The organism is Bacteroides cellulolyticus (assembly GCF_025567135.1).
Lineage (GTDB): Bacteria > Bacteroidota > Bacteroidia > Bacteroidales > Bacteroidaceae > Phocaeicola > Phocaeicola cellulolyticus.
Map to the genome: position 1 here is coordinate 1 of NZ_JAOQJJ010000029.1, position 25,367 is coordinate 25,367.

Below are 25,367 nucleotides of genomic sequence, written 5' to 3' on the forward strand. Positions count from 1 at the left end.
TTTCCATTTAAAATCCAAACAAAGTTGGATAATTCATTAATAATTAACTTTAGTTTTATACCTTTGTATCAGGATGTTAAGAGGAAGTAGGCTCTGCTGAGGAGCAACCTACCAGCAATAAGCATCCTGACGGTACGCAGTAATGCTACTTGGGGAGGCGGTCACACGCCTCTCTTTTTGTATTACTGATATCGTCTGATATGGCTAAGAAAACCTAACCATAATCCTATGGTAAAACAAACTTTCCACAGCAGACACCGCATAAGGGGCTGCAAGTTCCTTTATCAGTCAAACCATTAATGAGGGTTACAAACTATTTTGAGCGGACTTCAAAGCCGCATAAATATGATAGTATTTCCCTCAAAAGAAAGCTGTTTTACCTTATAGGATTCTGTATCATTTGACAACACACGGTATATATTCCTTTTCATGTTTGAGTACATAGTATATTCTGTTTACAAGCCGTCTGGCTATCTTTACAATTGATTTCTGTGGATTCATACGTTTACGGTATTCCGTATAGGATACAGTCATTGCAGGATCCTTACGGATTGCAATCCATGCAGCTTCAATCAAAAGACACCGAAGCATAAAATGTCGGCGTATAGTTATATCCCCTGTGCCGTTACTTTCACCGCTCGAATGGCACATTGGTACCAGACCGATGAAAGAAGCCAGATGGTCAGCATTCTTAAAACGCACTATATCATCAAGCTCAACCATCAGGGTGGCAGCTGTAGTAACGCCTATTCCGGGAACAGAAGTCAGAAGGCGTATCGGCTTCTCAAAAGGAGTTTTACGTGAAATCTCACGGATGGCACGTGTCTCCTGCAGAAGCATCTTACGAAGACGGATGAACTGCTCAAGATGAAGTTCAAGTGTCTTCTTGCCATATTCTGTAGACAATTCAAGAGCCTGTAACCAGGAAAGGAAGCGTTTGGACCAACAGCCAACGGAGCAGCGGGTAAACTCTTCCGGTATCTCTACGCCATGAAAACGAAGAAGAGACTTGATGCGGTTCTTCGCACGGGTGCTGTCTTTTACTATCAGGTTTCTCATCCTTATCAAAGAACGAAGTTCCAGAGTTTCCACTCCGGGAACGTATATTCCAACCAATGAACCGGAACGTAATTCACGAGCCAGCTTGTTGCAGTCAACGGCATCTGTCTTGCGAAGTTTTTCCTTACTCATAGTCGGTACATCGGCAGGATTGACTACTATGTTGGTTATGCCCAAATCTGTCAGTCTCTCGTGTATCCAAAAGCCGCAGAAGCCGGCTTCATAAACAGAGAAGTAATTGGCTCCAGGATAATTGCTGACAAGATACTTGTGCAACGCTTCCGGTTCGGGACTTTGGCTGAATCGCTTCAGAACACTGTGCTCTGACAAAATTGCAACCGACCAACTTTTCAAGTGGACATCAATTCCTACGTAAATATTTTGTCCACTAAAATCTAATTTGTTACTTTGTACACACTTCATAAGCTATATCGTTATTGGTTAATATTGTTTTTCTCTTATATACAAAGTTAACTATAATGGTATAGCTTTTTTAGTGCTATCTTATGTTATCCGTCACTTCCGATTTTAAACATAGGAACTATTCAAACTTCCATGAATCAAAACTTAGACTCTGTCCTTTCAACACAAAATAAAGGTCAGTTTGCCCTTTGAACTTTTTGAGGACTCCGTTTTTTATTATTTCCATATTACCGTTATTCACCATCAATGTAGCAATTATTTCTCCAGAAGGAGTTCCACGACGTACCTCAATGATTCCCTTCCCGCAAACCTTAGCTGCAAAAGAAGAAGGTTTCTTAGAAAATTTCACACCCCTCAAGCATATCAATCCTTCTTCACCATTTGAAAGTCCTGCATACATATTGCCTACCTCAGGTGACTGTGAGAATTTTATATTTTGTGTTGCAGCTGTAGTCTCTGCCTGTTGAAAAATAAACGGGTTCAAGGGTTGTATCTGGTCAACACCTTTCAAGGTCTGATTTCCCATGAAAATATGCACATTCTTTTCATCTACATTTATTTCATCCACACATACATTTCGGAATCCTCCATCGGTATTGAAACTACTTTGCAATGTTAATGTATGATAGAACAAATACCATTTATCACGGAATTTATGCAAATGTGTATGATTATTACTGAATCCAAGTCCATAGTCGCCAGGATTCTTCAGGTAATTATTATGATATTTCCAACTTGTTTTGTCAAGCGGAGTTTTGCTCGTCATATAGAACATACTACATTTCGTAGGTTTCTCTGCAGTATAGTTCCAATCGCTATAATCCTGCCAATCAGTATTGTATGTATAAACATATGTTCCATTTATATAATTCATCTCATTTGCCTCGAAATGATGAGGAGCGTTCATCTTTACTATTTCACTGTCTATGCTTATCATATCCTTACCTAAACGCATGATACACGAAGAGCCTGCACCTACAGTTAGCCATCCCGTTCCATTGGCATCAATAACTGTACCTGGATCAAAAGGAACTTTACAATCTCCAAGTCCCGGAGTATTGGCATCAATCAAGCTTTTATTAAGAGGACTACTCCATGGACCTACCGGTGATGTCGCAGTCAGTACACCTGTACCGAACCCACTATTTGAAAAATAAAGATAAAAATGTGTTTTACCGTCACTTTCCTTACGTTTTACTATAGAAGGTGCCCACGAGGCCATAATCCAAGGAGCTATACTGTTTACATCAATAATTCCATGATAAGTCCAGTTCACCATATCATCGGTTGACATCATCACAAGTGACTTTATACGTTCGTATGTGTTACGCCCATCACGTCCCACAGCCTCATATTGCTGGTTGTCGTTTGTGGCATACACATAGAGTCTTCCTTCATATTCCACAGCAGTAGGGTCTGCTGTAAACATAAAATCAAGTAACGGGTTTGCATCACCGGACATCAATTTCGGAGAAACTTCCGGCACGATTGGCATGTATTTGAAGTTGTCATAATCCGCCTGTACATCCCCCTCGGCAAACAGTCCGATATATACCCCCGTGAAACCTCCATTAGTTTCAGTACTAAGATAACGGGTGTTCATATGTCCGGCTTCTGAATAATGAGTACCGTCTGTTGAATACATCAAAGAATAAATTTCATCACTTCCCTTAATTCTCAGATAAATGAAATCGTCAGTTACTTTGCAAATATCTTCTACATGACATAGGTCGTTCAAACGATAACGGAGTTTCAATTGACCGTCAGTTACATAAAGGTCGTAATGAGCTGAAGGACAAAGATAAGCAGTCATTCCTACATTTCCATTTCCTTTTGCCTTCATCCTTGTTGTGGCTTGGAAGTTGATATCTTCCTGCCGGCGCCCCACAAACGTAGGTGAAACGCCATAATCATCCAGTCTTTTATCACTTCCTTTTATACGGAGAAAACCTTTGTTCTCCTTAAGAGAATAGTTTTCCTTTACAGGAATACCTATCCAGTTCCATTCCACTCCAAGTTCAGAATTATTAAAATCCCAATCCGGACTGTTTTTTATTGTAGTTTGTGGAAGCGTTTTTACATCTTTCATATCTATATTTATGGTTCCATCCACATTCACGACCGGCCATCCTTCTTTGTCCCATGAAACTGGAGCAAGAAAAGTTTCACGCCCCAAGACATGATGTTGTCCATTCTGAGTACGGAACCCAAGACATACCAGCCACCATGAACCGTCATGTGCCTGTACCATATCGGCATGCCCTACGCCTTGAATCGGATTATTCTGCGCATTCTGATTTATATGTGTCAAAATAGGATTTGCCGGATTACTTTCATACGGTCCTTCTATATTCCGGCTGCGTGCTATAGTAACCTTATGACCATATTCAGTTCCTCCTTCGCTAATCATCAGATAATACCATCCGTCGCGCTTATAGATATGCGGTCCTTCAGGGAAACGTCCGCCTGTGCCAGCCCATAGGCGTTTAGATTCGGTCAACATCTCTCCTGTTTTTGGATTGATTTCACATAGCCATATGGCACCATCTGGATTGCTCACCATGTAGCAATGACCGTCTTCAAAGTAAAGTGAAGGGTCAATACCACCTTGCTTAATCCATACAGGATCTGACCATTCCCCACTCGGATTATCAGTATATACCAGAAAATTTCCACGATCTGATGTGTTTGTAGTAATCATGTAATACGTACCGTCATTATAACGGATAGTAGGAGCATAAATGCCTCCCCACATATTGCCCCCTTTTATTTTCAATTGCGACTCGCGTGTCAGTACATGTCCTGTCTGTTTCCAGTTTACAAGATCACGACTATGAAAAATAGGCACACCGGGAAAATATTCGAACGAACTGTTTACAATATAATAGTCTTCTCCTGCACGGCAAATACTTGGATCGGGATGAAATCCTGGGATAATAGGATTTTTATATCCCTGTGCCATACCGCAAAAAGTAAATAAAAATAAGACTACGAAGATACTTAATGTTTTTTTCATGGATTTCAGTTTTTCTTATTCAGCTATTATAGCCAGGTTAAACAAAAGACACAGAGACACTGGTTTACTACTGACAAACATTTTATGTTTTGTGTCTCTGTGTCACCGAAAAATCTGTTATTGTCAATAAGGATATTGACCTTTCGCTGCGCCCTCCATCAGCATTTTATGGATAACGGGTACGACAATCTCCAGCTTATCGCGGTCAAAGTAGCGTGCACCCTGTATATCCCACAGGAACGGGACTGCACCGTAGTTCTTCGCCTGCTCCGCCACGTAGCCGAGGAAGTAGCCTTCCGACTCTTCACACTTCTCCTGAAGCATATCCATATTTGCCACAATCTTGTCATAGTCCGTATAGTCTTCAAGCAGCGGGTCGTCTGCAAATACACGGTAGGACAGACCGAATTCTCCGATGATTACGGGTATTCCCTGATCGACGAACTTGGTCTTCATCTTGTTCATCTGTTCGTGTACGTAGCCTTCCTGTTCGTTAGTATCGAATTTTCCATCCATGTATTCATCAGCGTATTGCTTGTAGGGTTCACCCCAGAAGTAGGTCATGCTCTCTGCCCAGTCTGTGGTCGGGTCATTGATACAGAAATTGGCTGGAGTGTAGTAATGCACTTCCACCATCAGGCGTGCGGGTGTCGGATCTTCCGGTAGCTCGAACCAGTCGTATGTCTTATCAATATTGGTGTCCGGTCCCTGTACAATCAGGTTGCGGTAGGTATTGTTGCCTCCCGTTTCGCGGACGGCAGTTACAAACGCCTGCTCATAGCGGCGCAAAACAGCCATGTCTTCTCGGTTCGCCACGGCAGGTTCGTTGGCTCCGGCGAACAGCAGGTGTCCGTCATAGTCACGGAAAGCGGTAGCTATCTGTGTCCAGAAATCATGCACTTTAGCCTCTACAGTTGCGATGGAATCCGCCGTAAGCACGGATGCATCACAGCTTTGGTCTTGCCATCCTCCGTCCCAATGGATGTTGACGATGGCATACATGCCTTCGGTATAGCAGTAGTCAACTACTTCTTTCACACGGTTCATCCATTCGGCCTTGATAGTCTTCCCGTCGGCTTCCAGATAATTGGGCTGGTTCCATGCACACGGGATACGGACTGCATTATAGCCCAGTTCCTTCACTTTGCTGATGATTTCCTGTGATGCCTTTCCTCCCCATGAACCTTCTCCGTCAGTTGCTTCAAGCGTATTACCTAAATTCCAACCTATAGCTATTGATTTGGCTACCTCTATAGCATCCTGTTCCATACCTTCCGGATATACCGTATCATATTTAGAACCTTGTGCTACTGCATATTGTTTAATATTTCCGCCCGCATTCATTGTGATAGTTGCCTTACGTGATTGTTCACCAGTATTTCTTTCGTAAGTTATTTTTATGTACTGTTCTTTAGTAGCTTTACCTGAAACATTAGACAAAGTACACCACGTCTGGTCACTTTCCAAAGTCCAACTTGTATTTGATGTCAAGGCCACCATAATATGTCCTTGTCCATAACCAAACGAGAAATCAGTAACTTCCTGTCCGTCACGACTAAGAGAGAACTCAGCTCCCTTAACTATGCTGTCATCCTTGCATCCTTGCAATATTGTTACAAAAAGGATGAAGAATAAATATATATAGTTCTTTTTCATATAGCTTATAATATTTTAATATCAATCTTTTTGTTTGGCAGCAGGTACAATACGGAAATTATCAAAATAAATTTCGACATGTACATCAGCGTTATCAGTAGGATTTGTTATGTAAACTCCCAATTCTGTAGAATGTCCAATATTCAAGAAATCTTTCCATGTATTTTCTTCAACTAATGAAGACAATGGAATGCTACATTGCATCCATCTACCAATTTCAGTTTCACCAGTAAAAGAACCTACAGGTACATAATTTGATAATGCTGCATTAAAGTTTCCACCCAATTGGATTTGCAACACCGGTCCCTCAAAAGCTTCTGCTACATAACACTCAAATTGCAATTCAAGATCTGATGTTTTCGTATTCTCTGGAATAACATCTGCAGCAGGCCATACAGTGGCATTTACGGTCTGTCCCCACCAGTAATTATTAGCCGAGATAACCCCTACAATACCAGAATAATTTCCATCAGAAATATATGGAGGAACAGTTCCGTCAGCAGAATTATACAACTGAGAATATCCTCCCCATACCCATGAGCCGGCATTATCCCAATCCAAAATAATATTTTCCTTTGGATAGAATGTTTCTTCCATCTCAAATGTGCCGCTAATTGTAGTAACAGAAAGTTTTCCTGATTTACTTGGAGCCTTAGGCATAGTAAATGACAGTTCGTCATACTCTGGCGAAAGTTTTATTTCATCTGCAAAGATATCAAACTCACCATTTATATTTATACGAGATACATCTATCAGGTTTTTACCCAAAATGCGTACTTCGCTGCCTACAATTGGCATAGTGGAACTTATACCTGTTATTACTACTTTTGGACCTTCAGGCACAAACTCAATACAAGCATCACTAGTATAACATTCCATTATTATATAGCCTTTTTCGTTCAATTTATCAGGAACCGTAAATGATATTTCACTGTAATCCGAATTTACGCTATAATCTGTTATAGTTTCTGTTACATTTATTGAGTCTGTTGTAAAATAAATCCGTTTAATTTCATAGAAATTTTCTCCCTTCAGGCTAATTTCATCTCCTGGTTCAATCGGATAAAAAGCTGATATGTTGGAAATAACAGGACCAGGTGAAAGCACATGCATTGAGAAGGTAGCAACCCCATGATCTGTTACAATACGCAACTCGGACGGAACATCCGGATTCGGTCCAGACAATTTAAAATCGTCATCGGATGGCACAGTAATAATCAGACTGGTAGAAGTACCATAGTTAGCATTAAAACTAATTTCCTGATTATTTATATATACTTTTTTCACACCATCAAGATTCTCTCCAACAACTACAATCATCGAGCCTGGACTGACATCGGTAAAAGTGCTGTCAGCCAACGCTGGATCTGTCACACGCAAATAGTGTATAACAGGAATCCTGTCAGTTCCTCCTTCTTCCTTACAAGACGGAGTTATTACAATAGATGCAAATATTACAAAAAGCAATATCAAGCATCCTAAATTTTCTATTATGTTTTTCAATTTTCTCATGACTAATGAAATTATTCGTTAAAATTATAAGGAACAGGCTCTTCCTTCAGCAATGGATTTTGGATAACGTCAGATTCCGGATAAGGGAAAAATATATTATCATCTGCGATATTAATTTCGATTTGAGGCTCTTCATATACTCCTTCCTGAAAAGTTCCGGTGTAGTCTTCAGTACCGAGAAGTAACCTTCCTGCCTGATCTTCATCTCTCTTTATCACAGTAGCACGTTCTCCACGCTTCTGGCTGTTGAAATATGTCAGCATATAGTCTGGTTTCCAACAATACCATGACACCATATCATACCAGTTGCAATATTCCATACAGAATTCTACTCGTCGTTCACGTATAATATCTTCAAAATCAATGGATGTTTTCTCCCATTTTCCTTTTCCGTTAAACGCACGATATCTAACCTTATTGAAATATTCCAATCCCGGTCCCTCTGTCAGTTTTTCGTTATTGCCTAAACAAGCCTCCGCATAAGTAAGATATACATCTGCAAGACGCAGGATATATGTGTTTAGCGGCGAATTCATAGATTGTACGTATCCATCATTATCATCATCAGGACCTCCGACAACTCCTTTCTTTATAGGCGCACCTGTATATGTATAGGTGTATCCACCGTCAGAAATACAAATATATGGATAATATGTTCCTTGAGTAAAGAAAGTAGCATTCCTACGCAATGTGTCCCCCGGCTCCTCATTATATATTTCCAACATCTCTACACTGGCCGCATAGCTGCTCCATACGTTCACGCCTCCCGTCACTTCAGTAGAAAACGCAAGGTCTGCAAACAAGGTGTTGCATACGCCCCATTCACCCAGAGGCACCCACTGCATGGCTAGTAGAGACTCTTCATTATTGTTCTGTTTATATTTGAAGAGGTCTTCATAATTTGGCAGCAATTCCAAACCACTGTTATCACATACGTCAGCTGCATATTGTTTTGCAAGTTCCAGATCGGCATTGTCACGCTGTCCTCCTTTCTTCCATCCGGAACGCGCCAGATAGGCTTTAGCCAGCATTCCTTTAGCAGCCCAACAAGTGGCACGTCCAGGTTGGTCTCCTTTTTCAGGTAAATTTTCAGCCGCATAAGTAAAGTCATTTATAATGAACTGGAATACATCTTCTTCACGATTCAACGGAAGAACAGGATTATCCACCACTTTCTGATTGTCTTCAATAAGGATTACAGGTCCCCATGCGCGCAACATATAGAAATAGGCACATCCTCGCATCAAACGCGCTTCTGCAATAGCTTTCTTTTTCGCCTCTTCGCTTACATCTCCGGTCGTTTTTTCTTTTACATCAGAAATAACAGAATTCGACATGGTGATTACAGAATAGAATGATTTCCACGCCGCTGACAGAAGTTCGTTAAGAGCTGTCACTTGAAAGGTCGTAAATTCCGGATTTCCCCACGGGCTATACATATCATTGGCACGTCCGCTTCCAATGGGAACAATAGCACGCTGGTTATAATCGAACCATGCACGGTTATAAAGTGGTGCGGTAGCCGCTTCCAATGCTTCGTCAGAAGCATAGAAGTTTGCATCCGTATAAGAGCCTTCTGGCGTCCTGTTGAGGAAACTATCACTACACCCTGTCAGTATTCCGGCCATAAGGACAAGACTTGATAATATTTTGGTTTTACTTTTCATTGCTGTAATGTTATTAAGGTTAGAAACTCAGATTTAGTCCGACGGTATAAATACGCTGTGACGGGTAGCGCGCGTAATCCACACCACGGAGCAACACATTATAATTATATGCTCCTACTTCAGGGTCATATCCCTTGTACTTGGTAAAAGTAAAAGCATTTTGTATGTTCATATATACACGCAGGTTTTCAATGTGCCATTTACGAGTCCATTTTTGCGGGAAAGTATATCCCAGCGAAATGTTCTTTATTCGCAGATATGAACCATCTTCAACAAAACGACTACTCATACGATTGTTGTCGTTACCATCTGCAGTATTAAGACGCTGAACTGTAGCCGATTCCGGATTAGAAACGTGTACATTCCAAATTTCCTCCGGCTGTGCCGGGTCAATCAGTTCTACATGTGCTATGCCTGTAACTTCCTTAAGCAGGTTACTGTTACGCATAGGATTAGTAAAATCCTGACGGAACAAATTTACAAGCTTGTTGCCATACACACCATTGATAAAGATATTCATGTCGAAACCCTTATAAGTAAAAGTATTATTGAAACCATAAGAGAACTTAGGTTCAGGGTTTCCAAGATATGTACGATCCTGTTCGTCAATAACTCCGTCACCATTCAAATCCTCAAAGATATAGTCACCTACCCAAACTTCATCTTTTGCTATATGCTGATTCTCCGGAAGTGCAACCGGAAGTCTATTACCATTTTTATCAAGAAGGAAGTTTCCGTCTGCGTCACGTTGATAAAAATCACTTTCCTCCTTGAACATACCTATAACCTTATATCCATAATATTGTCCTACCGGTTGTCCAACTGTAGAATAAGTAAGTGTCTGTGCGCCATCAATTGTTCCAGATAGCCCTGCCGTTTCTGTATAAAGTTTTGTTATCTTATTCTTATTGAATGAAATGGTTATTCCTGTTCTCCATGTGAAATCCTTTTTGGATATATTGACTGTATTCAATGTAAATTCAGCTCCTTTATTTTCCATAGCTCCTGCATTTACCCATGGAGAATTGATAATTCCAGTCACGTATGAAGGTAATGAGGCTTGCATCAGCAAGTTATCTGTATTCTTCAGATAAGTATCGAAAATAAACTCAACTCTATTATCAAAAAGATTCAGGTCAATACCAGCGTTCCAGGCTTTGGTTTCTTCCCATTTCAGCTTGTCGTTAGGATAGTTTCCAGCATAAAATCCGGTTCCCCAAATACTGGCGGCCGATGCCATAGTTACTCCGTAGGCATAACTTGAGGCAGATTGATTTCCAACGAGTCCCCAACCTAATCTCAATTTCAAATTATTGAGCCATTTAACATTCTTCAGGAACTTCTCGTTATTTATTTTCCATGCTAATGCCATTGATGGAAATACGCCCCAACGGTTTGCCGGACCGAAACTGGAGGAACCATCTCCACGTACAGTGAAAGTAGCCAAATAGCGGTCGTCATATCCGTAATTCAATCGTCCATAATATGATTCAATAGCTGAAGAACCTCTTCCACTACTGTTTTTGGCTGTAGAAGAATCTCCCATATTCAACTCATGAATAGTATTGAACAAATAATTATCTCGACTTGCATAAAGAGTTTCATAACTATTTTCCTGAGCTTCATGACCTGCCATAACGGAAATATTATGTTTTCCAAATGTGCCATTGTATGTCAGATAAGTTTTTAGAGTCCAGTTTGAACCGTTATTTGCGCCACGGCTTCCTGTAGATGACTGTACGTAATGTCCATAGTCATACGACGGAGTATATTGATAAGTATTGCTGTAATAATAGTTTCCTGCATATTCAGCACGGAACACCAGCCCTTTCCATAATGTCACATCTGCAAAAAAGTCAACATACATCTGCAATCCCCTGTTATAGTTTTCACGCATGAGTGCTTCTGCTACAGGGTTAGAGAAATAAGTACCATACATATTTTCTGCCTGTGCTCCCCAGCTTCCATCCGGATTTCGTGCAGGAGTATCAGGCAACTGTTCTATGGCAGTACGGATGATATTACCGCTGTCTATCGTATTATTCTGTGTAGTTTGCGCCACAGAAGCTCTCAGACCTGTTGATAACCATTTCGTTATTTTATTGTCCATATTAACACGAGCGGAGAAACGTTCAAAATCCGACCCGATGGCGATACCTTCCTGCTGCAAATATCCGGCAGAAAGAGAATATTTCACATTGTCGTTTCCTCCAGAAATATTCAACTGATGATTATGCATAGACGCATTCTGGAAGATTTCCCCCTGCCAGTCTGTTCCTTCACCCAACAGGCTGATGTCTGCAAATTCCGCACGTTCGCCGAAGCCGATTACTTCCGCACGCAGATTCTGATATTCGGCATATTCGCGCAAGTTCATCACCCCAAGTTTTTTCGGAAGTTGCTGCAAACCGTAATATCCTTCATAAGTGATACGCGTCTTTCCGGCCTGTCCCTGTTTGGTAGTGATAAGTACCACACCATTAGATGCACGCGAACCATAAATAGCCGTAGCTGATGCGTCTTTTAATATTTCCATAGAAACAACATCCGAAGGGTTAATGGATGACAATACACTGGAGTTTGAATCATTGTTACCGGAAATCGCCACACCGTCTATCACGTAAAGCGGTTCATTTCCATTCAATGAGTTAATACCTCGGATACTAACGGATATACCTCCACCCGGTGTTCCGGAATTTTGTGTAACTGATACTCCGGCAGCCTTACTCTGCAATGCCTGGTCCAACGAAGTGACAATGGATTGTTTTATCTCATCCTCACCTACTGATACCACTGAACCTGTAAGATCGCTACGCTTCATAGTTCCGTATCCCACTACAACGACTTCATCCAAAATCTCAGAGTCTTCCTCCAACTCCACGTTTACTACCGTTTTTGAAGCCTTCACTTCTTGAGACTTAAAACCGATATAAGAAAAGACAATGGTTTCATTGGATCTTGCCTGCAATGAATACCTTCCTTCAAAATCCGTAATAGTTCCTACCTGAGGTCTCTCTTTAACTTGGACACTCACGCCTATTAACGCTTCACCATCTGTTCCCGACGTTACAACTCCGGTAACAGTCCTTTCCTGCAAAACTTCTGCAAAAGAGAATTCCACCCCCACAATACATGATACGATAAATATCAATGCGATGCGGTAACTGTAAAAGTTTTTGCAACATTTTAGAAACTCGTTTCTCATTTCAGTTTATTATTTTAAAAATTAACAAATTAATATTTTTACATTAATACAAATATCAATCAACCAAAATCATCATATTGCAAAAGTAAAGAAAATAAGAGAACACGAACTTAAAACGTGTTTTACGAATATGGCATGTTTGTTAATGTAAAGTACCTGTATGTTACCACACATGGTATAAAATGTTACCTGTCCTCGTCAGAATACCGTACAGACAGCATTTTTCTCAAAAAACAGGATTCTATCACCCCAGCCTTACAATATATATAATCATGTAATACCATCCCATAATAAAACATGTTTTATATATACATAAAATATGTCTTGTGCTTTCATTTTCTATAAATACAACTTATGTTTTTATAAATACAAGTTATATTTATAAAGATACAAACTATATTTACATATATATAGCTTATATTTACAGAATGTGATTAGGAAAGATGGAATTTTCAACTATACATACAAATTTATTCTAAACACATATACAAACTATATTTCAGATATTGTTTAAACAGTATTTGAATAGTATTTAAACAATGTTTTAACAGCATATGAAAACCGATAACGAATACCGGTTACATATTATACTGTCATTGATAACATTTTGGCAATATAGCATAACAAACACCTGTGCTACAGTTACGATTTGAGCCCATAATTAAAATATTATATTCAATAACTTTGCAATAGTGATTTTTGAATTATTTTTGTTTAATCGTTAAACATTTTTTATTATGAGAAAGACTTTAATGTTTGGCCTTGGACTGGCAACAACTTTGCTGGCCACGTCTTGTACAAAAGAAGAAAATTTCAATCAGACTCAAGGCATCGTGTTCAGCAGCTCTATCAGTTCGCGTGCCACAGACACTTCATTCGAGGGAAATGACAAAATTGGTATTTCCATGACTCCTGGGAATATTACAAACGTCCTTTACTCTACAGAAGACGGAGAAAATTTCACATCTGCTACTCCTATAACCTATGACATGGCAGGTAATGTTGAAACAGTTGACTTCACCGCGGTATATCCGTACAAGGAAGGTTCTATCAGCAATAGCGTTTATAATTTTACACTTTCCACAAGTCCAGAAACACCGTTGACTGAAAATGACGTGATGCTTGCCTCAGCTACAGAAATACAGGTGGGTTCTAAGAATGTAAGCCTTAACTTCAAACACAAATTGGTAAAAGTAGTAGTCCAACTGTCTGACGCTAACGGTCAACCCATAACAGGCGCACAACTGAAGATAAACAACCAACAGTTAGCTGGTTCTTTAAATCTAAGCGATGCAACCGTTACTTCTACCGATGTAGCTGATGACGAAATGCCTTTTGCAGCCAATGCATCCATTAGCGGACAATACCAGACAATAGTTATGCCATCTGATCCTGTGCAAGGACGTTACATTGGAATTACACACAACGGAAATACTTATACATTACCTGTAGATAATCAGGATTTCGTTTCCGGGAAAAAGCTCTCTTTCACAGCAACTCTTAATGTAAATGGTACAGTAGAACAAGGAACACCTATATCTGTAGTTCCATCAGTGTCAGCCTGGGATGAAGAGAAAATAAACTCCGGATGGCTTCTGAGTGGAGATATCCAGGTAACAGGTAAAACACCAAAACAATTGGTCAGCAACATACAATTAGACAACGGGGGAACTACCGTAATCAATAACTTCACTGGAACATTAAACCAAGATGATGTTTACTGCATATCATATAAATGTGGAGATGGCTCTTTATTATCAACAGATGCACAGACTGCAAGTATTACAATAACTCCTCTAGCCGGTGGAAATGCAAAAAGATACACTTTACAACAGTCTGAAGGAAAACTTCTGATTAAGGTTGGAGATGGCACAACAGGAATAAGCATAAAAGCCAATGATAGCGACATTACCTTAAATGAAGTAACTGTATATACATCATCCAATAATGTGATTGTCCCCATTACTCTATGGGAAGGAAATGCGGAGAACAAAGAAGTATACAATATTTTAGGTCTGGTTAATATTCAAATTAAAGAAGCTGACTTGACAGAACTTAAAATTGGAGCAAAACTACGTATTTACTATACACCGTGCGACGCAAATCAAGGAGCAAGCTTATATTCCGCACAATATACTGAAGGAAATTATACATCTTCAAAAACTATAATTTATGACAGCTATAATTCCATAGAACCTTACAATAATGAATACATCACTGTTTATGTATTGAATCAATGGCTTAAAGAATTCAAAGAAAACAATAACTCAATAGGCATAAGCGGAACAAACTGTAAGATTACAAAAGTTGTCCTTATTCCAGCATCCGGAAATGAAGATGTGAATGAAAACACGTTATGGAAAGGAAGATGTCAAACATATAGCATATGGAATAGTGTAAACTTATGGCTACCTGAAGAAATCTCAACAGGAGGAACACTACGTGTCAATTTTGAACCTGCTCAACATAAAGTTGATGGAGATGGAACAATAATTACCAAGCCATTACTCGGAGGATTTGTAATAACATACCCTGAAGGAGGAGAGACACGAACAGAAATCCTCACACCGGTAGAGATTGAAGAAAATGCTACATCACAAGACTTTAAAATAACAGATGAAGTATTACTGAAATTACAGGGAAATATCTTTAACATAAACCGACTTTCAATATATGATAAAAATGAAACAGGCGGACTTGCAATTACCAGCGTAGAATACATCCCAGCCCAATAAGAACAATAAAGACAGATAATTTTTTATTGTGGTAAACTCTTGATATTTTTCACTTGCCGGTCTATGAGGAATTGTAGGGAAATTCAATACCTCACAGATTCCGGCAAGTAATTTTATAGGCATCACCAAATTAATCAAAACATCTTGAATGAAAAGACATATACTACTTTTAAAACTATGTATATTTATTTTAACTATAAATACATGGCCGAATATACACGCTGAAACAAAGGCGAAAACTCCTTATGAAACAGCCAAAGAATTGGGTTTAGGATGGAACTTAGGCAATCAACTTGATGCTTTTCAAGACGGGAAAGCACAAGAAACAGTATGGGGAAATCCACCTGTGACACAAAAATTCTTCTATCGTTTGGCCGAAGTTGGATTCACCTCCGTACGTATCCCAATAACATGGGTAGGACATTTTGGTGAGGGTCCTGAATATAAAATTTCGGACAGTTATATGAACCGGGTAGCAGAAGTTGTAAACTACGCAGAGAATGCAGGCTTAAACACAATTATAAACATACACCATGACGGAGTGGAAAGTTACTTCTGGCTTGACATCAAAAATGCAGCACTAAACGAAGAAATAAACGATACTATTAAAAACATGATAAAGTCTATATGGACTCAGATAGCAAACCGTTTCAAGGATAAAGGTGATTTCCTTATATTTGAATCAATGAACGAAATTCATGACGGTAAATGGGGATGGGGAGCGAACCTTAGCGACGGTGGACGCCAATATGCTGTTTTAAATGAATGGAATCAGGTATTCGTAGATGCGGTACGTTCCACAGGAGGAAATAACGCAAACCGTTTTCTGGCAATACCTGGCTATGCCACCAATATAGATTTGACAGTAAAACACTTCAAATTACCTAAAGACAAAACTCCCAACCGACTGATGGTATCAATCCACTATTATGACCCAATGGATTACACAATGGGAGATATTTATTCAGAATGGGGACATACAGCGAGTCAGGATATGAAATATAAAGGAATGGATGAAGAATATATGCAGGAACAATTCAAGTCAATAAAATCAACTTTCATTGACAATGGTATTCCTGTTTATATAGGAGAAATGGGATGCAAATACCGTGAGGATAAACGTTCTGAAAGTTTTAGAGAATATTTTCTGGAATATCTATGCAAGGCAGCCAAAGAAAACGGTATGGCTCCATTCTATTGGGACAACGGAAAAGACCGTTCATGCATTTTTGACCGGTCTAACGGGAAGCTGGTACATAACGGGAAACGTGTGATAAGACTTATGAAACGCGCTGTTTTTACAGACAAGAAATCATATACACTCCAAACAGTTTACGAAAACGCTCCACAATAGTCTTAATAAAATAATATAGGAATAAATTTGTTAATAAAATTTTTATGCGATGAAAAAACTATTCTATTCTATCATTATGCTTTTGTTTGTTTCTTGTAGCACAAACGAGAAAAAAACAGATGTGATGTCCGTTGAATCTCCGAAAGGAACAAATGTATTTCAGGACAACTGGGAAAACATAGCCGAGAATTACCATTTTCCTGAATGGTTCTCTGATGCCAAATTTGGAATATTCATCCACTGGGGGGTATATTCAGTCCCAGCATACGGAAGTGAATGGTACTCCAGAAACATGTATCAGAAAGGATCTGACGAATATAAACACCATATAGAGACATATGGTCCACAGGACAAATTCGGATACAAAGATTTCATACCTATGTTCAAAGCAGAGAAATTTGATGCAGATGAATGGGTGAAATTATTCAAAGAGGCAGGTGCAAAATACATAGTGCCGGTTGCGGAACATCATGACGGTTTCGCCATGTATAATAGCGAACACAACCCATGGAATGCAGTTAAGATGGGCCCCAAAAGAGATATTATAGGTTTATTGAAAAAAGCTGCGGAAAAAGAAGGGATAATATTCGGATTATCCAGCCACAGACTTGAGAATGCATGGTTCTTTAACGGTGGTATGGAATTTCCATCTGATGTACAGGATACTACAATTACACTATATGGTAAGCGTTCAGAAAAAGAAGTGTATTCAGACGAAGTATGTATAGACTTCCTTATACATACACATGAACTTATTGACAAATATCAACCACAGCTTATATATTTCGACTGGACTGTAAACAAGATACCGGAATATTTTAACAAATTCCTTGCATATTATTACAATTGTTCGTTAGACTGGGGCAAAGGTGTTGTTGTTAACACAAAGCATGGCTATCCTACAAACATACTGGTTGGAGACGTAGAACGTGGAAAACTAAATGAAATGAGAAAATATCCATGGCAGACTGACACCTCAATAGGTAAACATTCATGGGGATATGTAAACGGAGAAGAAAATAAAACTCCTGACCAGATAATACACGACCTAGTGGATATAGTAAGCAAGAACGGCAATCTTCTGTTGAATATAGGACCACACCCTGACGGAACTATTACTGACGAACAAAAACAAGTACTGCTATCAATAGGTAAATGGTTAAAGATAAACGGTGATGCCATATATGGTACACGTTGTTGGATTAAGTCCGGTGAAGGTGAATCAAAAGGTACTTCCGGTTCATTTTCAGACAATGAAGCAACAAAATATAATTGCCAAGACATACGTTTTACCACTAAAGACAACACTCTATATGCCATCACTTTAGATTGGGGCAAACGAGTAATGATAAAATCTTTGAACAAGGATGTTGTACGTGATGCAAAGATTCTTAACGTGGAAATGCTCGGTTCTGATGAAAAAATAGCATGGCAACAAACAGACAAGGGCCTCTTAATAACTTTCCCTTCCAAAAAGCCATGCGAAACCGCATATTCATTTAAAATCTCTTTTGACAAAAAAGTAGGTGAAGGATTAGAATCCGAAATGATTGATATACCATTCAAACATGGATAAAAACATGGATTTATTAATTTAATTTGTTGATGTATATGTTTTGCCCGGCTTAAATTATTTTTAAGTCGGGCAATTAATTATATATAGTTGTTACGATTTTGGTTTTTTGCTTACTTTTTATTTCTTTTGTAAAATAAAAAAATAAATTGATTTATATGAAAAGATTGTCTTTGGTCATATTATGGCAGATTATATTCGTTTCTTTGTATTCGCAACCTTTCAATTTCAAACACCTTGAAGTGGCTGACGGATTATCCAACAATTCAGTTTATGCCATATTGAAAGACAAAGACGGTTTTATGTGGTTCGGAACCAACGCCGGACTGAACCGTTTTGACGGATATACATTCAAGGTTTTCCGTCATTTACATGATGATAAACATTCACTTCCTGACAATTACGTAAAAGAAATAATAGAAAGTCCCAATGGAAATTTATGGATAAAAATGGGGACAGGATACACTATGTTCGATAAAGCGGCCAACCAGTTCAATAACGATACCAGAAGTTTTATGAAAAAACTAGGCAGCAATGGTTTACCTGAATGTATTTATGTAGATTCAAATGAACAGACATGGTTCTTTGTAGGATGGGAAGGTTTTTATCGCTATGACAAAAATAATAATACAAAATTCGTTTCATTATATAACTTTGGATTGCCTGAATTTGGTGTCAGCGCTATCAATGAATGTAACGATGGAATTTTATTCCAATACAACAACGGAATACTTGTCTGCATTGACCCGTCTGAGATGAAACCTAAATGGATAAAGGATGAAATATCTCTTCAAATGAACGGGAAACAAGCATTTTATTCATTATTCGTAGATAAAGAACAGTGCATTTGGATTTCCAATAATTCAAATTTATATGTATATGATACAGTTTCAGACGAATGGAGACACGATTTGGAAGAACCATGGAAAAGCCAGAATGATATTATACATTCAGTTTCACAAGATAACATTGGTAGAATATGGGTAGGCAAAGACTACGGAGGCATAGATGTTTTTGATAAAAAAACTGGTCATTTAACAAATCTTGTAAATGATAAAAATAATACCCGCAGTTTATCACATAACACCGTTTACAAAATATATACAGACAAATATGGAACAACATGGATTGGAACATATAAAAAAGGTATTTCATATTATAGCGAAAGTATGTTCAAATTCAACATGTATGAACTTGGTGATATTACATGCGTAGAACAGGCCGATGATAAGCATGTGTGGTTAGGAACAAATAATGATGGACTACTTTTATGGAATATCGAAGAGGCGAAAGTAAAAAAACACTACAACTTTACCTCACCCATAGTTTCACTATTAAAGACAAGTGATAACAGATTATGGATAGGCACATTCAACAATGGTCTGTACAGTCTTGACATAAAAGGATTAACCAAATACACAGTAAACAATAACGGGTTATTGGGCAATAACGTGTGGTCTATGGCAGAAGCTGACGGAAAGCTATGGATAGGTTTCTTAGACGGAGGAATCCAATATATTGATATGAAAAGCAACAAACTTACCAAGTACGATGAAATAAATGGGATGGTACCATCACTATGCGTAACAAAAGACAATATCCTTGTAGTAGGAAAGTCACAATTAGCTTTAGTAGATCTGGAAACACTCAAATTAAAAGAGACAATCAGAAATACATCTTTAAGCGGACATGGTGTAAGTCAGGTATATAGTGACAGCCGTGGATTAATATGGATAGCGACAAACGAAGGTCTTGAAATGTATAACAGAAAACGTCACGCAACTACAAATTTTACAGAAACAACAAATGCAGAGGGCGAAGTCATATCGGGTATAACAGAAGATAATAATCACGATATCTGGGTTACATCTACACGTCACATGATCCACATAAAGGTATCAAAAGATGCAAACGGAGAATATGTATTCGAATCACACATTTACAATGAGAAAGACGGACTACAAAACTGCGATTTCAATCTAAGGGCAATTAAGACATTGAAAGACGGTACGATTATTGCAGGAGGACTTTATGGACTAAACACATTTAATCCTGATAAAATACATTATAACACAATACCTCCTAAAATAATGTTTTCCGAATTATATCTGTTTAATCAGAAGATTGAAGCTGGAGTAGAATACAATGGCAATATCATACTGACTAAAGACATAAACTCAACAAGAAAAGTAGAACTTAAAAATACACAAAATATATTCTCATTAGAATTAAGTTCAGACAATTATAATCTACCAGAAAAAACATGCTATAAATACAAAATGGAAGGTGTAAATGATGAATGGCTTACATTGCCTGTAGGATTAAACAGGCTTACATTCACAAATTTAACCCCGAAAAAATACATTTTAAATGTAAAAGCCATAAACAGCGACGGATATGAAAGTATAGAAACTGCAAAACTGGAAATCGTGGTACATCCTCCTTTCTGGTTATCTTGGTGGGCATATTCATGTTATACCTTAATAGCAATATGTATATTGTTATCAGCACGTAAAATGATTTTAAAACGTGAGCGTGAAAAATTCCGTTTACAACAAATAGAACAAGAGGCTGTAAAAAATGAAGAAATAAACCAAATGAAGTTTCGTTTCTTTACAAATATCAGCCATGAGCTTCGCACTCCTCTGACATTGATTATATCACCATTAGAAGACTTGTTGAAAAGTACAAAAGATGAATCACAAAAATCAATGCTCATGCTTATATACAGAAACGCACAACGCCTACTGATACTTGTAAACCAGCTACTTGATTTCAGAAAAAGTGAAATGACAGGACATACTCTATCGTTATCAGAAAGTGATATCGTAGCATATATTCGCGAAGTATGTAACTCATTTCTGCTAATGGCAAACAAAAAACATATTCAGTTCTTTTTCTTTTCAGGAATAGACAATTTCCATATGGCATTCGATGCTGATAAAATAAGTAAAATAGTTACTAACTTACTTTCAAACGCATTTAAGTTTACACCTGACGGCGGACGAGTAACTGTCATGATAGAACACATTGAGGGAACACAGGAAATGCTGGAAATAAAAGTATCAGATACAGGTATTGGTATCCCAGACTCTGAGAAAGAGCATATTTTCGAACGATTCTATCAAGCTGGACATAAAGGAATTGAAGAAAGTACAGGTAGCGGTATAGGACTTAGCCTGGTACGTGATTTTGTAAACTTACATGATGGAAGTGTAGAAGTATTCGACAATATAGGGACAGGAACAGTTTTTGTAATACAACTTCCTGTAAAACATGTAGACTTAATATCGGAACATATTGTCAGTGCTGTTGAAAATACAAATGAAAAAAATAATGAAGATACAGAAAAAGTAATAGAGCAAACAGACCGTAAAGACTTCCCATTAATACTAATAGTAGATGATAATGAAGATTTCCGTATTTTCATGCAACATAGTTTAGAATTACAATACAATGTTGAAATAGCATCCAATGGAGAAGAAGCATGGGAAATGATACAACAGAAACGCCCTGATCTTATTATAAGCGATGTAATGATGCCTGTAATGGATGGCATAGAACTATGCAAACTAATAAAAAACAATCAGCCAACAGCACACATACCTGTAATATTACTAACTGCACGACAGGCTGTTGAATCAAAAGTTGAAGGCTTGGAAATAGGTGCAGATGATTATGTAACCAAACCTTTTAACATGACGGTATTGACATTACGTATCAGGAAATTGATTGAGTTAAGTCATTACAAACAAATATCACACTCAACAATAGATCCTACGCCAAGCAACATAGTAATAACATCATTAGATGAAAAACTAGTAGAAAAAGCTATTAAATACGTAGAAGACAATATATCTAGGAGTGAACTTTCAGTTGAAGAACTTAGTAGCGAACTTGGAATGAGTAGAGTACATCTGTATAAAAAGTTATTACAGATAACTGGAAAAACGCCAATAGAGTTTATACGTACAATCAGACTGAAAAGAGCAGCTCAATTATTACGCGAAAGTCAGTTATATGTATCCGAGATTGCTTATGAGGTAGGATTTAACAACCCCAAATATTTCAGCAAATATTTCAAGGATGAATTTGGAGTTTTACCTTCAGCATATCAGTTAAAAGAGAAAAATAACAAATAATACCCTTGTATGAAACAAACAGACCTCTGAGGAACAAGATAATACCCTTGTATAAAACATTATAAATCTTAACTCCTAACTATAAACAGTATTTTTGCATATGAGAAAAGTTTTATAGAATTAACTAATTAAATACTTGGGTATATGAATGCGAGAAATATCTTTTATTGTCTCCTTGCCGTAGGGATGTCATTCGGATGTTCGAATGTCTATGAAGAAACAGACTATGGCGTAATAGTTAAAGTTAAACCTAAAAACGAAACGGATGCACATCTGGTTCGTATGGAAGTAATGGGTGACAAACTATTTCATGTATCGGCTACAAAGGAAAATAAATTTGCCGATTCTAAAAGTTTGATAATTGTTCCACAAACAAAAAAAATACCTTTTACTGTTAAACAACAAGGAGATACCGTAATTGTTTCTACTGGGAAAATAAACGCCTCCGTGTTAAGTTCCACGGGAGAAGTATGGTTTACTAACAAGAAAGGAGAGATAATTCTGCAGGAAAACAAAGGTGGAGGAAAGACTTTTACCCCTATAGAAATTGAAGGCACAAAAGGATATTCTATAAGACAAGTTTTTGAATCGCCGAAAGATGAAGCATTCTACGGACTCGGACAGCACCAGTCTGAAGAGTTTAACTACAAAGGTAAAAACGAAGAACTATTCCAGTACAACACTAAAGTTTCAATACCTTTCATCGTATCTAATAAAAACTATGGTGTTTTGCTGGACAGCTATTCACTATGCCGTTTCGGAAATCCTAATGACTATTCACAACTGGGAGAAGTATTCAAACTATACGACAAAGAAGGTGTTGAGGGTGCGATTACAGGTACATACGTTCCTGAGAAGAATGCATCATCAGAAACTATAGTCAGACGTGAGCCTCAGCTATATTTCGAACACCTGAAAAGAGAGGATTTATCTAAAGTTGTGAATCTTCCTGAGAACTTCCCGTTCATGGGAGCCAACGTAACATACGAAGGTATGATTGAACCCTCCGAAACAGGTGAATTCAAGTTTATTTTATATTATGCCGGCTATACAAAAGTATATATTGACAACAAACTGGTAGTACCGGAAAGATGGCGTACAGCATGGAATCCTAACAGCTACAAATTCTCAGTTAATCTGGAAAAAGGGAAAAGAGTTCCTCTTAAAATTGAATGGAAGCCAGACGGTGCCGTATCTTATTCAGGATTACGTGTAATGAGCCCTGTAACTCCTGAAGAACAGGGAAAGCAGTCATGGTGGAGCGAAATGACAAAACAGCTTGACTACTACTTTATTGCAGGAGACGACATGGACGACGTAATCAGCGGATACAGAACTCTTACCGGAAAATCACCTATCATGCCTAAATGGGCTATGGGTTTCTGGCAGAGCAGGGAAAAATATAACACTGCTGATGAAATGCTGGGAGCACTGAAAGGTTTCAGAGACAGAAATATTCCTATCGACAATATCGTGCTTGACTGGAATCACTGGCCGGAAGATGCATGGGGAAGCCATGAATTCGACAAGAACCGTTTCCCAAATCCTAAGGCTATGGTTGATTCAATACATGCGATGAACGCACATATGATGATTTCAGTTTGGCCTAAATTCTATACTACAACCGAACATTATAAAGAGTTCGACAAGAACGGATGGATTTATCAGCAGTCTGTAAAAGACAGCCTGAGGGACTGGGTTGGCCCCGGTTATACTTACGGATTCTACGATGCATACGATGCAGACGCACGCAAGCTGTTCTGGAATCAGATGTATGAACATTATTATCCGTTGGGTATAGACGCATGGTGGATGGATGCCAGCGAACCTAATGTGAGAGACTGTACAGACTTGCAATATAGAAAAGATTTGTGCGGACCTACCGCACTTGGCCCTTCTGCCGAGTATTTCAATGCATACGCACTGATGAACGCTGAAGCAATCTATGACGGTCAGAGAAGCGTGGACAACAACAAACGTGTATTCTTGCTTACACGTTCTGGATTTGCCGGACTGCAAAGATACTCAACTGCCACATGGAGCGGTGACATAGGTACAAGATGGGAAGACATGAAAGCACAGATTATGGCAGGACTTAACTTTGCTATAAGCGGAATTCCTTACTGGACCATGGACATAGGCGGTTTCTGTGTAGAAAACAGATATGTAGCCGGACAGCAGCAGTGGAACAAGAACAAGACAGAAAATGCCGACTACAAGGAATGGAGGGAGCTGAATGCAAGATGGTATCAGTTCGGAGCATTCTGTCCGCTATACCGCGCACACGGACAATATCCATTCCGTGAAATCTGGGAAATAGCACCAGAAGGACACCCGGCATACAATTCCGTAGTTTACTATTCTAAGCTGAGATATAGCCTTATGCCATACATCTACTCATTGGCAGGTATGACTTGGTTCAACGATTACACTATCATGCGTCCTCTTGTAATGGATTTCACTGCCGATACAAATGTAAATAATATTGGCGACCAATATATGTTCGGTCCGTCAATCATGGTATCACCGGTATATAAATATGGAGATCGCCAGCGTGAGGTATATTTCCCTAAATCTGCAGGATGGTATGATTTCTATACCGGAAAATTCCAGCAGGGAGGAGAAAAGAAACTGGTTGACGCACCATACGAACGTATGCCTTTGTTCGTACGTGCCGGTTCAATCATTCCTTTCGGTCCAGAAATACAATATACTTCTGAAAAACAGCCTGAACATATAAAACTTTATGTTTATCAGGGTGACGACGCTTCATTTACTTTATACGAAGACGAAGGTGTAAACTACAACTACGAACAGGGTAAATACAGTATGATTGAGATAAATTATAATGAAAACACCAAAGAACTTGTAATATCAGACAGAAAAGGTGAATACGACGGAATGTTGAAAGAACGCACGTTCGAAATCGTAAAAGTGAACAAGGAAAACTCTGATGCTTTCGACAAAAAATCAAAAGGTATAATCGTCAAGTATGACGGTAAATCACAAACAGTCAAATTGTAAT

11 protein-coding genes and 1 pseudogene are annotated in these 25,367 nt (G+C 38.5%); 5 read left to right on the forward strand and 7 right to left on the reverse strand.

What is annotated here, in order from left to right; genetic code table 11:
• Positions 1–396: 396 nt before the first annotated feature.
• From OCV82_RS14520 to OCV82_RS14550, 7 genes and pseudogenes are all read right to left on the reverse strand, one after another.
• On the reverse strand, positions 397–1,482 hold the full coding sequence (locus tag OCV82_RS14520; RefSeq protein WP_154045073.1) for an IS110 family RNA-guided transposase: 1,086 nt from the start codon (positions 1,480–1,482) through the stop codon (positions 397–399).
• Between the two features lie 118 nt (positions 1,483–1,600).
• The gene (locus OCV82_RS14525; protein WP_317258408.1) at positions 1,601–2,977 is read right to left on the reverse strand and encodes a glycoside hydrolase family 43 protein; all 1,377 of its coding nucleotides are present in this window, start codon (positions 2,975–2,977) and stop codon (positions 1,601–1,603) included.
• Positions 2,978–4,498 (reverse strand): annotated as a pseudogene (locus OCV82_RS14530) (glycoside hydrolase family 43 protein); the annotation flags it as partial.
• 123 nt (positions 4,499–4,621) lie between these two features.
• Positions 4,622–6,154, reverse strand: coding sequence for a cellulase family glycosylhydrolase (locus tag OCV82_RS14535; protein WP_154045074.1), 1,533 nt, complete (start codon positions 6,152–6,154; stop codon positions 4,622–4,624).
• Between the two features lie 21 nt (positions 6,155–6,175).
• Positions 6,176–7,666 carry a glycan-binding surface protein gene (locus tag OCV82_RS14540; protein WP_154045075.1) on the reverse strand — a complete coding sequence of 497 codons (1,491 nt, stop codon included), beginning with the start codon at positions 7,664–7,666 and terminating at the stop codon, positions 6,176–6,178.
• 11 nt (positions 7,667–7,677) lie between these two features.
• Complete coding sequence (locus OCV82_RS14545) at positions 7,678–9,333, reverse strand: RagB/SusD family nutrient uptake outer membrane protein (RefSeq protein WP_154045076.1); 1,656 nt, start codon at positions 9,331–9,333, stop codon at positions 7,678–7,680.
• 19 nt (positions 9,334–9,352) lie between these two features.
• Positions 9,353–12,538, reverse strand: a complete 3,186-nt coding sequence (locus OCV82_RS14550; protein ID WP_154045077.1) for a SusC/RagA family TonB-linked outer membrane protein — start codon at positions 12,536–12,538, stop codon at positions 9,353–9,355.
• Between the two features lie 737 nt (positions 12,539–13,275).
• Here OCV82_RS14550 and OCV82_RS14555 point away from each other — a divergent pair.
• The 5 genes from OCV82_RS14555 to OCV82_RS14575 all read left to right on the forward strand — a co-directional run bounded on the left by OCV82_RS14555 (position 13,276) and on the right by OCV82_RS14575 (position 25,366).
• Positions 13,276–15,273 (forward strand): fimbrillin family protein, encoded by a 1,998-nt coding sequence (locus OCV82_RS14555; protein WP_154045078.1) that lies wholly within the window; start codon positions 13,276–13,278, stop codon positions 15,271–15,273.
• 148 nt (positions 15,274–15,421) lie between these two features.
• Positions 15,422–16,627, forward strand: a complete 1,206-nt coding sequence (locus OCV82_RS14560; protein ID WP_154045079.1) for a glycoside hydrolase family 5 protein — start codon at positions 15,422–15,424, stop codon at positions 16,625–16,627.
• Positions 16,628–16,676: 49 nt separating this feature from the next.
• A complete protein-coding gene (locus OCV82_RS14565; RefSeq protein ID WP_154045080.1) occupies positions 16,677–18,203 on the forward strand; it encodes an alpha-L-fucosidase in 1,527 nt (508 codons plus the stop codon).
• A gap of 155 nt (positions 18,204–18,358) precedes the next feature.
• Positions 18,359–22,342: a hybrid sensor histidine kinase/response regulator transcription factor gene (locus OCV82_RS14570; protein WP_154045081.1), complete on the forward strand. Its 3,984-nt coding sequence runs from the start codon at positions 18,359–18,361 to the stop codon at positions 22,340–22,342.
• Positions 22,343–22,486: 144 nt separating this feature from the next.
• The gene (locus OCV82_RS14575) at positions 22,487–25,366 is read left to right on the forward strand and encodes a TIM-barrel domain-containing protein (RefSeq protein WP_154045082.1); all 2,880 of its coding nucleotides are present in this window, start codon (positions 22,487–22,489) and stop codon (positions 25,364–25,366) included.
• The last annotated feature ends 1 nt before the right edge of the window (position 25,367 follow it).